The following is a 13,251-nucleotide window of genomic DNA, read 5'->3' on the forward strand; positions in this document are numbered from 1 at the left end:
ATCTCGAATTTCATGTGATTGTTACCCACCAAAGTTTAGATGATACTTTGAAAAATATAGTGTATCTTCAAAAAGTATAAATTAGAACTTTAAAATCAGGTATTAATAACCATAAAAAAACTTTCGTTCAGATAAAGTTTAACACTCCGACCCTATTCTAGAGGTTTTAGCTCCATTCGCAAAAGAAATGTAGTTCAAGATCCGAACTACATTTCTTTATCCATATTTAATGGTATTTTTAAATGAATTGTTATTCCTTCTTTTTTATTTCTCGTAATATTCAAAGTGAAGTGTTCCTCATAATACATTCTTAATCGCTGATAAACATTACATATTCCTATACTTTCACCGGCTATCTCATCCATGTTTAAGGATTGCATAATTTCTTGATATTTGCTTTCTGTCATCCCTACTCCATTATCTTCAATGATACATTCTAAATGTTTATCTTTTATCTCAATATAAACTTTAACTTTTCCATTGTTTTTAAGAGGCTCAATTCCATGGATACTAGCATTTTCAACAAATGGAATAATGGTCATATTTGGTATTAAGATATGTTCTGCCCGGCTTGCCAAGTGGATCTCATATTGCATCTTCTCATCAAAGCGGTATTTTTGAATTTCCAGGAACGCTTGAATTAACTGAACTTCTTCTTTGACGGTTACAAAATCTTTATCCCATGTTATCGAGTTTCTAAGTAATTGGGCCATATTTCGAATAATATCAGCAGTCTCCATTTCTTCTTTTAAAAGACTTCTCATTCTTATGGTTTCTAATACATTAAATAAGAAATGGGGATTTATTTGACTTTGTAATGCTTTTAATTGCGTCTCTTTTTTTTGAATTTCCAAATCCTTTTTTTGAATTTTCACAATGTATACATCATTAATAAGGTCTTTTATTTTTTTTGACATTCGGTTAAATTCTGTAGTTAATACTCCTATCTCATCTTTATACGGCTTACCTTCAATAAGTTCGAAATTTTGGTCTTTTACTCTTCTCATTTTTTTGACAATCGTATTTAAACGAAAATGAATATTACCTGCAAGATAAACGATAAATAAAGATGGTATTACAAAGTTCCATAATGCTAAGTATAGAATGGAAGGTAAAGACTTTTGTACTTCGGTCAACAATTGATCTTCAGGAATTACCCCAACTAATTTCCAGTCGGACATATATTGCATTTGATAAGACTCTTCTAATACTATTGCATTGTCAGGAATATCAATGCTGGTGAACGGGATATAATCTGATTGCCACTGAATTGAATTATCCGTTGTGTATTCGATAGTATTATTCTCATTTAATAAAAATAGTTCGCCTTCAAAAGTTTCATTTGCAAATATCTGATGAATAAAACGGTCATTGAGATTTATCATTATCACTTTCTCATTTGTAACAGATGCGTTTGAATCCAGCGCTCTTACGACTACAAACTGTTCTAACCTACCATCATCCTCTGTTCGCCTTGTAACTACCGGGTATTTATTCCTATCTTCTAAAGTCGATTGATACCAGTGAGTATTGATTACTTCTTCATTAATATCGTATATACCACCAGCTTTGATGACCGTTGGATTATCTGTAAATAAATGAATTGACCTTATGGAAGAATAAACGGGTGTAAACTTATTAATATCTCGAAAATGAGTATTATACGCTAGAATGAAATTTAAAGGTGATTCATAATTTTTATCAAGAAATTCATATACAAACGCATCCGAATATAGAACAGAAGCTATACCAGCAGCATCTTCTACTCCTTGCTTAAAGCCATTTGTAACTTGACGTAAAGCAAGTTCGTTGTCATGAATTTTTTGATTACGTACATTTTCAGATGTAACATGATAAAAAATAACATTGGTTAAAACAATAGGTAAAAAAACAGAGACCATATAGATTAATAATAATTTATTCTTTATCCTGATATCGTTAAGATGTATTTTGTTCATATACAACCTTCTAACTTATCTGCTCCATTAATTTTTTCCGATATTGTGATGGAGTCGTCCCCACGTTTTTTTCGAATTGTGTCACAAAATAATCAGGATTTGTAAAACCTACTTTTTCTGCTACTTCATAGACTTTCAGGTCTGTTTTTCTTAACAGTTTCTTTGCTTCATCCATTCTTACACTAAGTATATAATCTTTAAAATAAATGCCATACGTTTTTTTGAACAGCTGTCCCATATACACCGGATTCATATAAAATTTATTAGCAATTGACTTCAAAGTAATTGGTTGATCAAAATGAGAATGAATGTATTTCTTTATTTGATATATGGTTCCCTTCATATTATTCTGATTTAAATTTGCTAATAACATAGTAGCTTCTTTGATAAATTGTAACCACAAGTCTGTTAGTTGGTCTAAAGTTAATGAAAATTCTTCCCATTCTAACATCTCTTTTAATGTAGAAATCTCTTGTTCATTTCCATCCACTTCTTTTATAGATTTTAATATTTTATGATTTAAACGGTTAATCACTGTACGAAAGGCATCCTTAGCGAAATTCATTTCCTGACATGTCTCTATCATTTTAACTAACTGTTCTTCGATTTTCTTTTGATTATTTTCTTCAATAAACTCTAACATGTCATCATAGTAAGACTGGTCAAGGTCAATAAAATATACATCTTTATCCTCAATCATTTCATTTGTTATGATTTGCTTATTGAATAAATATTTGAATTGCACACATTTCTTTGCTGCTTTATATGACATGGATATTGACTCAATTCCATCAACTGTATTTCCACTATACAAGTTAATATCCAAATTTAATTGTGTGGTATAAATGTTATATTGCTGTGTTAAGAATTGTCTGAATGTAAGATTATTAGCCTTTAAGAAATGATTATTTATAACCAGTCCAAAACAATTCACATTATCTTCAAACCAAACATAGTGTTCTTGCCCTTTTAATGTTAATAATTCTTTCTCAATTGCTGTGAAACAACTTTGGTAGTCAATATCCATACTATTGAATTCAGCTTTTACAAACGTATACGTCTCACCAGAAAAAAACGGGTGATGATAATTTTTGTTCTTATTGCATGATTCATCAAATAATATTTTTTTCACTTCTGTCATTACTTCTATTTTATCTTGGATATGTCGAGACTCTGAATCCTTTTGAATAGCATTTGCAACTCTATCCAATGTTTGATGAATTTCTTCTTGATCTACAGGCTTTAAAATAAAGTCTTTCACACCATACCTCAAAGCACGTTGTGCATATTTAAAATCAGTATAACCACTAATGACAATAAAATAAGGAGAATAAGTCAATGATTCCTTTGTACATTTAATGAGATCTAAACCATCGAGAACAGGCATTCTAATATCAGTTAAAATAAGTTCAGGTTGCAGTTGTTTAATATCTGCCAAGGCATCTTCACCATTATCTGCTTCTCCACAAATAGAAAACCCATACGTTTCCCAATCGATCAATGTTTTAATCCCTTTTCTTACATAAACGTCATCATCTACTAAATAAACCTTATACATGACTTTGCTCCCCTTTCTTTACAGGATTTTTTTCTTTTTCAAACAGTTTTTGTTGTTTTACTTCAAATCGTTCAAACGCAATAATAGATAATCTCGTAATAATATAAGCAGAAATACTAACACCTATTACAGGAAACAGACCAGGGATAAACCGCCATAGAAGATATAGTAAAAATAATGATATCCCAATACCAAGGGTAACTAATGGACTGAAAACTCCAATAATAATGGCATGCTTAATCGCTTGACCAATTCTCAGATCAAAATGTGCCATAACCGGAAACGTATACAATACTAAAATTAAATAGATGACAGTTAGAATTAATAATACAACTAGAAATAGAAATTGAAACGTACTAGTATGTTGTATTATCCATTGAAAATCAACAAAAATAACATAACCTACCACTAAAAATAAAATTCCGATTAAATTAGATGTTAGAAAATATTCCTTATATGCCCTTGCATAAGATTTATGAAAAGAAATCTCTTCTTTTATGTGCCATTCTCGTATGGTTGTGATTAATGCCATAGTAGCTGGAAATAAACCAAATATAACGAACCCGATTAAAGTAGAAATAATCCAAAGTATATTAAGATACATGATCCACATTAACCATTCTAAGAATTTATAAAAACCATTTGTGTTAACTGATTTCATTTATTAATCCACCCCTTTTATGTAAACGCTTTACTTTTCGAAGAAAAAAATTTACTTTGTTTATTCATCGAACATACTTTTTATATTATACTATAAGTGTTAAGAAAAAAGATGATATTTTAGATACAATTTTCCTTTTAAAACTAGTATGATCATATTTTATTATATCATCACCGAGATAATTTGAGAACCTAAAGGAGGATATTCATGAAAAAATTGTCAGCATTTGAGAGTAATAGTTATCGAAACCTATTATTAGAATACGGTTTTAATCAAGAAAAAATCGATGCCAAGGTGAAACAAACTTGGGAGATGTTATTTCAATCCGATCATCCTGATACACAGATCTATTATTCAGTTGGAAATGATTTAGGGTATATGCTTGATACTGGAAACGATGACGTACGTACGGAGGGGATGTCGTACGGCATGATGATGGCAGTGCAAATGAATGAGAAAGAAATATTTGACCGTATTTGGAATTGGTCCATGAAATATATGTACATGGAGGAAGGTGAAAATGCGGGATATTTCGCTTGGTCTTGCGCTCCAGATGGTACAAAGAACGCATATGGTCCTGCACCGGATGGAGAAGAATATTTTGCCTTGGCTCTATTTTTTGCATCCCACCGATGGGGAGACGGAGAAGGAATCTATCAATATAGTAAACATGCAAAAGATCTACTCCGAGACTGTGTACATAAAGGAAAAAATAATGATGGGTATCCCATGTGGAACCCTGATAACAAATTAATTAAGTTTGTTCCCAGTGTGGAATTTTCGGATCCTTCTTACCATATACCTCATTTTTATGAACTTTTTGCATTATGGAGTTATGAAGAGGATCGTACTTTTTGGAAGAAAGCTGCAGAGGCAAGCAGGCAATACATCGCAAAAGCAGCGCATCCAATAACAGGTTTATCTCCTGAATATGCATTCTATGATGGTACACCTAATCACATTAGGGGATTTGGTCATTTTTTTAGTGATTCTTATCGTGTGGCTTGTAATATTGCGTTAGATTATGAATGGTTTCGAGATAACGCATGCCCAGTAGTTGTAAATGAAAAATTACAAGCATTCTTTGCTGATAAAGACCCAGAGGATTACCGTCGATACAATATTGCAGGTGAAGCCTTTGATGAGAAGTCTCTACACCCTGTAGGTTTAATTGCAACAAATGCTATGGCCTCACTTTCAACAAGTGGAGAAAACGCAAAGAAATGTGTTGATTTGTTCTGGGATACACCGGTAAGAACCGGTGATCGCAGGTATTACGATAACTGCCTATACTTCTTTAGCTTGTTGGCACTGAGTGGGAATTTCAAAATTTGGATGCCACAATAATTAGTCGATAGTTTATACAACTGAGAAATCCGAACGAATGTAAAATTCAACTTAGAATTACATCGTTCGGATTTTAATTTTACCCAATCATTTCTGTCACAGGCTCATTGTTTATTCAATAATTTCCACCTGTTGTGATGTTATTGCTGGTGAAATTTTCTACTGATTTACCTTTCTCATAAAAGTGATGTACAGAGGATAGGATTCCTTCTCTCGTATAAAAAGGGCTTTTCTTTGTCAAAGGTAAGGTTACCGTCTGTTTCATATTAGCAGACTGATAAATTGCTGTGATTAGTTCTAAAGTTTGACGCCCTTGTAAACCGTCCACTAATAACTGCGATTTTCCATTTATCGCATCTATCACATTATTAATTTGGCCTGGGTGTCCTTCAAATTCAAGGTCAGCTTGATGTTCAAACACTTCTGTTAATTTTTGCTCGAGTTCATTATTATCCTCAGGAAAACCATTTTCCTTAGAAAGGGATGCTTTTACCTTCCATGGAACAGACACTCGAGCCTTCTCACCTTGAAAAATAAGTTGTTGTTCTTCACCATGGTGGACAACCGAACTTGTAATTTGTGCCAAACTGCCATCAGGATAACGAGCAATTGCAATCGAGATATCTTCTACTTCTGCGTTATCATGGGCGGTATTGCTTGTCACAGCAGTAACTTCGGTCGGTATACCTCGCATCCACTGAAAAATATCGATATGATGTACAGCATGGTTTAGCGTACAGCCACCACCTTCTTTTTCCCATGTCCCTCGCCACCATAAATCATAGTAGCTATGGCCCCGCCACCAGAAGGAATCTACCTGTGTATGCAAAATAGTACCGATTAACTTAGTATCCAATACATTTTTTAAATTCATCATTGGTGTTGTAAATCGATTTTGAGCGACTACCGATAACAACTTTTGATTTCTTGCTGCCGCTTCATTCATTAAATCACACTCTTCTAATGAAGAAGCCATTGGTTTTTCCACTAATACGTGTTTCCCTGCATTTAATGATCCAACCGCTATTTCAGCATGTGTGTATGGCGGCGTACAAATTGAAATTAAGTCAACATCTTCCTTCTCTAAGAGGTCTTGATAATGATCATAAATGTTAACGTCTAAATGAAACTCTTCTTTAACTTTTTGTGCTTTTTCTGGGTAAATATCACATAACGCAACAATTTTACACTTACTAGGAAAGTTCAAATAACCCTTTACATGAGAAGGGCATATAGCCCCTGTACCAATAATAGCTACATTTAACATTCGATTCGTCCTTTCTTTTGTCATTAAAGAAAACCCTTACACTTCCACCTACTACTGTAGCTTAACAAAGACAAAGAGGATATTCCACGTTTTTTTGGATATATCCTCTTCTTCTTTTTCTACTTTCTAAATTTCATCAAATCATGATTTAATTCTTTTGTTTGTGTATAGACATTCTTATATAAGTTAAAAAGTTGCTGATACTTTTCTACATTGGCAGAAATTGGCTGATAAGTTTCAGCATCTTCTAAAAAGGTATCCGCACAGTCTTTTAGTGAAGAAAACCATCCAGACCCAAATGCCGCTAGCATTGCAGCGCCCATTCCAGGACCTTGCTCACTCTTTAGCTTTACAATGTTAGCATTAAAAATATCTGCCTGCATTTGTAACCAATCAGGGTTTTTCGCTCCCCCGCCAATAGAGTATATTGTATCAATTTGTTTACCATTTTCTCTGAAAATAGCAATCGATTCATTTAAAGAAAAAGTAATTCCTTCTAATACCGAACGGGCAAAATCCTTGATGGTGTGTGAGCTATCCATTCCGATAAAGCTACCACGAATTTGTGAATCTGCATGCGGTGTCCTCTCGCCTACAACATATGGTGTGAAAAGAAGACCATTTGCACCCACTGGTACATCTCCCACTCCGTCTAAAAGTTCCTCAAAGCTTTTATCAGAAGCAAATGTAGTCTTAAACCAATTTAAGCTATGACCAGCTGCCAGAGTTACACCCATTGCATAATATGCATCTTCTTCACCATGGTTGAAGTAGTGCACTTTCCCTTGGTAATCTTTATCGCCAGTTGGCTCGTAGGATAGAACAACACCAGATGTTCCAATACTGGCAAACGTTTTTCCTTCTGATAAAATCCCTGAACCAATCGCACCACACGCATTATCCGCGCCACCTGCAAAAACATCGGTGTCTGTTGATAAACCAGTTTGATCAGCTATAGTTGAAGTTATTTTACCTACATTCTCATGTGAATCTACTAATGGAGGACAGATTGAAATTGGCAGATCTAATAAATCACAAATTTCTTGACTCCATTCTTTTTTGGCAACGTCTAGTAAACTAGTACCTGCTGCATCGGAATAATCCATGTGCAGGGTTTCAGTCAAACGGTAGCGCACATAATCTTTTGGTAAAACAAAAGTTTTGGCTTGGGCGAATAAATCGGGTTCATTTTCTTTCACCCATAAGATCTTTGGTAATGTAAAACCTTCCAGTGCTAAATTTTTAGTGATATCGATAAATTTAGTCTTTCCTACTTTGTCATAAATCTCTTTACATTGAGGAGTTGTACGAGTGTCGTTCCACAGAATTGCATTGCGGAGTGGTTTATTCTCAGCGTCAAGCAATACTAATCCATGCATTTGTCCAGAGAAACTTAACCCTTCTATTTCAGAAACATTCCCCTTAAATTGTTCCACAAGTTCTTTTAAGCCTGCTACTGTTTGCTCTACCCAGTCTTCAGGCTTTTGTTCCGAATGGCCTGTTTTTTCTTGTATTAAAGGATAATCTTTTGACACTTCTTGAACGACTTCTCCTGATTTGTTAACCAATAACAACTTTACAGCACTTGTGCCAAGATCGACACCAATTACATAACTCATCGTGACACCTCACATTTCAATTTAATGAATTAGAAGACTTAGCCTTGATATTTCTAGCTAAGTCTTCTAGGATTTTAATTATTTACCTGCATATGCATTTAATAAGTATTGATTAATCGTAGCTTTGATTACTTCTAAGCGACCTGATTTATTTTTAATTTCTTTCAAGTTCAACGCGTGTTGTTCAAGTGATTTAAAGTCTGCTTTTCCTTCTACGATATCTTTACCAATACCTTCTTTAAAGCTTGCATAACGATCATCGATAATATTTTCAAAAACGCGATCTTCGACTAATTGGCTAGCTACTTTGTAACCTACTGCAAAGTGATCCATACCAGCGATATGTGCATGGAATAAATCATCTTGATCAAATGATCCACGACGAGCTTTTGCATCAAAGTTTAAACCACCTGATCCAAGTCCACCGTTTTTGATGATTTCATACATTGCAAGTGTTGTCGAATAAATGTCTGCAGGGAATTCGTCTGTATCCCATCCTAATAATGGATCCCCCTGGTTTGCATCTACAGAACCTAATAGTCCATTTACACGTGCATAACGAAGCTCGTGTTCAAATGTATGACCTGCAAGCGTTGCGTGGTTTGCTTCAATGTTTAACTTGAATTTGTCTGCAAGTCCATATTTCAATAGGAATGCATGTGTTGACTGAGAATCAAAGTCATACTGGTGTGTGGTTGGCTCTTTTGGTTTTGGCTCAATTAAGAATTGTGCATCAAAGCCAATTTCCTTCGCATAGTCAACTGCCATTTGGAAGAAGCGGCCCAGGTTGTCCTGTTCTAAACCTAAATCTGTATTAAGAAGTGTTTCGTAACCTTCGCGGCCACCCCAGAATACATAGTTTTCTCCACCAAGTTCTTTACCAATTTCTAATTGTTTTTTCACTTTTGCTGCTGCATAAGCAAAAACATCTGCATTGCTAGAAGATGCTGCCCCATGCACAAAACGAGGGTTCGTAAAGTTATTCGCTGTATTCCAAAGCAATTTAACATTACTATCTTTCATATGATCCTTAATTAAAGAAACAATCGTATCTTGATTTTTATATGTTTCTCTTAGAGAGTCGCCTTCAGGTGCGATATCTACATCGTGGAAACAGAAATACTCTGCACCTAACTTTTCAAAGAATTCAAAAGCTGCTTCTACTCGCGCTTTCGCCTGATCCATTCCATCATATTTGTCCCAATTACGAAGTGCTGTACCTGAACCAAATGGATCGTCCAATGGAGCAGTAAACGTGTGCCAATATGCAACACCGTAACGTAAATATTCCTTCATTGATTTCCCGTTAATTATTTCATCTGGATTATAAAATTTAAATGCTAACGGATTTTTTGACTGCGGTCCTTCATACTGAATCTTGTTAACGTTTTCAAACCATGTCATTTATTCATACCTCCACATTACCTTATTAGGTTAATTTAATTCGTGATTATTATATCAACTCTCGTAAAGTTTGTCTAGTCAATAAACAAAGATTATAGAATTATTTATGAAATTGTGTTAGAATAGTCCTAATAAAGTAAGACTTCAATCAGCGCGAGTTTAAAACTCCCGCTAATTGCTAGCGAAACTTATCAGGAAGTTAGCGTCCGTTTATCCCCACTTAGCATCTTTGCTTTCGCTCGACTCTTGAAGTGGGGTTTTACGGACGATTACACCGTGATTAATTGAATACGGATCTGGAAAAGAGTGAATACGATGAGTCAAACATGGAATCAACATGTCGTAAAAAAAGAAAATAAGGCACTTGTGTTAGAAACAATTAAAGAAAAAGCCCCTATCTCTCGTGCCAGCATTGCTCAGGTAACAGGTTTAAATAAAGGAACTGTTTCTTCGCTTGTCAGTGAATTAATGGATGAAAAGTTAATAAATGAATCTGGAACAGGTGAGTCCAGTGGTGGCAGAAGACCTGTAATGTTGTTACTAAATGAAAGAGCAGGCTATACTATTTCTGTCGATTTAGGCGTAAAAAGCATTTTAGGTGTATTAACTGATTTACGTGGCAACATTATTTATGAAAAGAGAATTCGTTTCCAAAATGATAACGTTGATGAAGTGTTACACCTTTTATACACATTAATTAGTGAATTAAAATCAAATGCTCCTGCTTCTGAATATGGTATTGTTGGTATTGGTGTTGGGGTACCCGGTGTTGTCACAACAGAAGGAGAAATACTATTAGCTCCTAACTTAGGTTGGAAAAGAGTACCTCTAAGAAAAATGCTCTCCGAACATTATCAAGTTCCCATTATAGTAGAAAACGAAGCAAATGCTGGTGCATACGGTGAAAAAGTCTATGGTGCAGGTCAGTTCTCAACAGAGTTAGTTTATGCCAGTGTAAGTGTTGGTATCGGTGTGGGGCTCATTTTAGATGGCAAGTTATATAAAGGGTTACGTGGTTTCTCAGGGGAGCTTGGGCATATGACGATCGAGAAAGATGGAGTGGATTGTCGTTGTGGGAATAAAGGTTGCTGGGAACTGTATGCTTCAGAAAAAGCATTGATAGAACAGGCAGAAAAAAATGGGTATCATGCAGCTTCTGTCGACCACATTGTAGAAGCAGCAAACAATGGTGAATCGAAAGCAATTAAATTACTAGAACAATTAGGTGACTATCTGGGTGTAGGCATTACTAACATCATTCATATTTTTAATCCTGAACAGGTCGTAGTAGGAAACACGCTTCAACTAGCTGAAAAATACATTATGCCAGCTATTGAAAAAAGAATTGAAAAAAATGCCATTGGTTTTAATAAGAACGATGTGCAGTTGAATGTTGCTAAACTAAAGAAACATTCTACCGTGATGGGAATGGCAGCATTTAATATCGAGCAATTTTTTAAGGCAAGTGGGAATGATGTTTTGGTAAGAAATTAACTTTTTTGCATATATGTCATAATTTGGTCAAATCAAAGAAGCAACAGCATTAAGCAAGAATTGCTGTTTCTTCTTTTTTATTCCATTTTTTTATTTTAATTATCACTTCCTTATGATGTTCCACATAAGCTACATGGGGTGATGTCATGGATAAAGAATACCAACAATATCTAAATGGTTTAGTTGAATGGGGAGAAAAGGTAAAAAATAAATTGCAGGAATCTTCCATATCTGAAGAAGAAAAACTTCATGCCATTCAACAAGTCGAAATATGGCAAGAAGATATTTATGAACTGTTAAGCAAAGAAGAAGAGAATTTAGATTATCAAAGAATACAGGCTATAAGATTAGATGGTGAAAATATCATTCAAGAAATAAGGCGTCCTCAGAAGAAAGACAGCATACCATACGGTAAACACCAATTACCAGAGCTTCCTTATAACTACAATGCATTAGAACCTTATATTAGCGAGGAAATCATGCGGTTACATCATACCAAACACCATCAGGCATATGTTGATGGTTTAAATAAAGCGGAAGAAGCATTATATACGGAAAAAAAAGGTAAAGAACCACTAAAACACTGGTTACGAGAACAGGCTTTTCATGGATCTGGTCATTATTTGCACACGATCTTCTGGTTTAATATGACGCCAACCAGCAAAAAAAAGCCATCAGGTGATATTTTAACCCAAATCAAAAAGGACTTTGGGTCTTGGCAAAATTTCAAAGGTCTATTCACTGAGGTTGCTAATTCAGTTGAAGGTGATGGATGGGCTGCATTATTGTGGTCACCAAGAAGTGGAAAATTAGCAATTCAATCCTTTGAAAAACATCAATTATTTCAGGTTCCAGACACCATACCATTATTAGTTTTAGACGTATGGGAGCATGCCTACTATCTCCAGCACAAAAACGATAGAGCATCCTATATTAATAATTGGTGGAATGTAGTTGATTGGGATAACGTGAATGATCGATTCAGCAAAGCACGACATGTAAAGTGGGATTTGTATTAATTGTTAGTGAAATGAATAAGAAATTCAGATAAAATTTAGTAAGAATTTGCATTTTTTCGATCATATTCTTCGCCATAATGTTTTTTCGCTCTCACTTCGTGTATTAATCGAATAGTAGGTTTTATTAAAAGTTGGAAACTAGCTAATACAAAAAGCGTCACTCCGTATGTTTTAATAGATTCAAAATAAAACAGAATACTTCCAATAATAAACCAAATTGCAATTATAATATCATTTACAGTATATATCACATTATATATATGTTTGTAGAAGCGGCTATGCTTTTTCATTTGGCAATTAACATAACCTTCACGTGAGTGATTACGAACAGATTGGTCGTTATGCTTCTTGTTTACTTGAGTCATTAAAAAACCTCCTACTAAATCTTATTATACTGATCTATAACCGTTATTAATAGAATAAAACATCTCGATAGTAACCTGCACAATTTATTTAATCTCTAAGCGTCTAAACACTCTGTCTATTGAAAAGAACAACATAATCCTCACAACCCTTTGCCACCTTGCGCATAAACAGGATACTGTGCAGTATGTTTATTTGAATTGTAGTAATTTTGAAAGAGATTATGTGCTTAACAGCCGCTACGGCTTGTCCGCTTCCCTTTTCACGGGTTTTTCTTCTCAGCTAACTTTGGTAAGCAAAAACCACTTACCAAAGTGGATCTTCGGATAAAAACATCCCATAGGAGTGAAAGCGGACGCCTTCGCTAATTTGTGCTTTACAACGCTAGCACTAGTAAGCTTATTGGTATTTCTATCATTTTAATAATAGGTAGATTGTAGTAACACCTCAAAATGCTACCTATCACAAACTCTGTAGAATTTGTGATATAGCGGAGGCCGATTGCGCAGACTCCGGCAGGAACAGGTCGAGCTTCAGCTAATTTTTTAAAATAAAATTAGC

General features: G+C 34.6%; 10 protein-coding genes. 3 read left to right on the forward strand and 7 right to left on the reverse strand.

Annotation, left to right across the window (positions count from 1 at the left end):
• Nucleotides 1–206 precede the first annotated feature (206 nt).
• From BUC25_RS07565 to BUC25_RS07575, 3 genes are read right to left on the reverse strand one after another with little or no spacing between them, the layout of a single operon-like run.
• Complete coding sequence (locus BUC25_RS07565) at nucleotides 207–1,958, reverse strand: sensor histidine kinase (protein WP_073201258.1); 1,752 nt, start codon at nucleotides 1,956–1,958, stop codon at nucleotides 207–209.
• A gap of 10 nt (nucleotides 1,959–1,968) precedes the next feature.
• The gene (locus BUC25_RS07570; protein WP_073201259.1) at nucleotides 1,969–3,516 is read right to left on the reverse strand and encodes a response regulator transcription factor; all 1,548 of its coding nucleotides are present in this window, start codon (nucleotides 3,514–3,516) and stop codon (nucleotides 1,969–1,971) included.
• The gene (locus BUC25_RS07575; protein ID WP_073201260.1) at nucleotides 3,509–4,177 is read right to left on the reverse strand and encodes a YesL family protein; all 669 of its coding nucleotides are present in this window, start codon (nucleotides 4,175–4,177) and stop codon (nucleotides 3,509–3,511) included. The genes BUC25_RS07570 and BUC25_RS07575 overlap by 8 nt, the downstream gene beginning before the upstream one ends.
• Nucleotides 4,178–4,384: 207 nt before the next feature.
• Here BUC25_RS07575 and BUC25_RS07580 point away from each other — a divergent pair, with 207 nt between their 5' ends.
• Nucleotides 4,385–5,524 (forward strand): family 8 glycosyl hydrolase, encoded by a 1,140-nt coding sequence (locus BUC25_RS07580; RefSeq protein ID WP_073201261.1) that lies wholly within the window; start codon nucleotides 4,385–4,387, stop codon nucleotides 5,522–5,524.
• Between the two features lie 115 nt (nucleotides 5,525–5,639).
• On the opposite strand, the gene BUC25_RS07585 is transcribed toward BUC25_RS07580, so the two are convergent.
• The 3 genes from BUC25_RS07585 to xylA all read right to left on the reverse strand — a co-directional run bounded on the left by BUC25_RS07585 (nucleotide 5,640) and on the right by xylA (nucleotide 9,814).
• A complete protein-coding gene (locus BUC25_RS07585; protein ID WP_073201329.1) occupies nucleotides 5,640–6,791 on the reverse strand; it encodes a Gfo/Idh/MocA family protein in 1,152 nt (383 codons plus the stop codon).
• Nucleotides 6,792–6,910: 119 nt separating this feature from the next.
• Nucleotides 6,911–8,410 (reverse strand): xylulokinase, encoded by a 1,500-nt coding sequence (gene xylB / locus BUC25_RS07590; RefSeq protein WP_073201262.1) that lies wholly within the window; start codon nucleotides 8,408–8,410, stop codon nucleotides 6,911–6,913.
• 78 nt (nucleotides 8,411–8,488) lie between these two features.
• Nucleotides 8,489–9,814 carry a xylose isomerase gene (gene xylA, locus BUC25_RS07595; RefSeq protein ID WP_073201263.1) on the reverse strand — a complete coding sequence of 442 codons (1,326 nt, stop codon included), beginning with the start codon at nucleotides 9,812–9,814 and terminating at the stop codon, nucleotides 8,489–8,491.
• A 315-nt stretch (nucleotides 9,815–10,129) separates the two neighbouring features.
• On the opposite strand from xylA, the gene BUC25_RS07600 reads away from it, so the two are divergent.
• The gene (locus tag BUC25_RS07600; protein ID WP_073201264.1) at nucleotides 10,130–11,308 is read left to right on the forward strand and encodes an ROK family transcriptional regulator; all 1,179 of its coding nucleotides are present in this window, start codon (nucleotides 10,130–10,132) and stop codon (nucleotides 11,306–11,308) included.
• A gap of 146 nt (nucleotides 11,309–11,454) precedes the next feature.
• Nucleotides 11,455–12,327: a superoxide dismutase gene (locus BUC25_RS07605; protein ID WP_073201265.1), complete on the forward strand. Its 873-nt coding sequence runs from the start codon at nucleotides 11,455–11,457 to the stop codon at nucleotides 12,325–12,327.
• 35 nt (nucleotides 12,328–12,362) lie between these two features.
• Here BUC25_RS07605 and BUC25_RS07610 read toward each other — a convergent pair whose 3' ends face one another.
• A complete protein-coding gene (locus BUC25_RS07610) occupies nucleotides 12,363–12,692 on the reverse strand; it encodes a YrhK family protein (RefSeq protein ID WP_073201266.1) in 330 nt (109 codons plus the stop codon).
• Nucleotides 12,693–13,251: the final 559 nt, after the last annotated feature.

Origin of the sequence: Gracilibacillus kekensis, assembly GCF_900143085.1 — a bacterium.
Lineage (GTDB): Bacteria > Bacillota > Bacilli > Bacillales > Amphibacillaceae > Gracilibacillus > Gracilibacillus kekensis.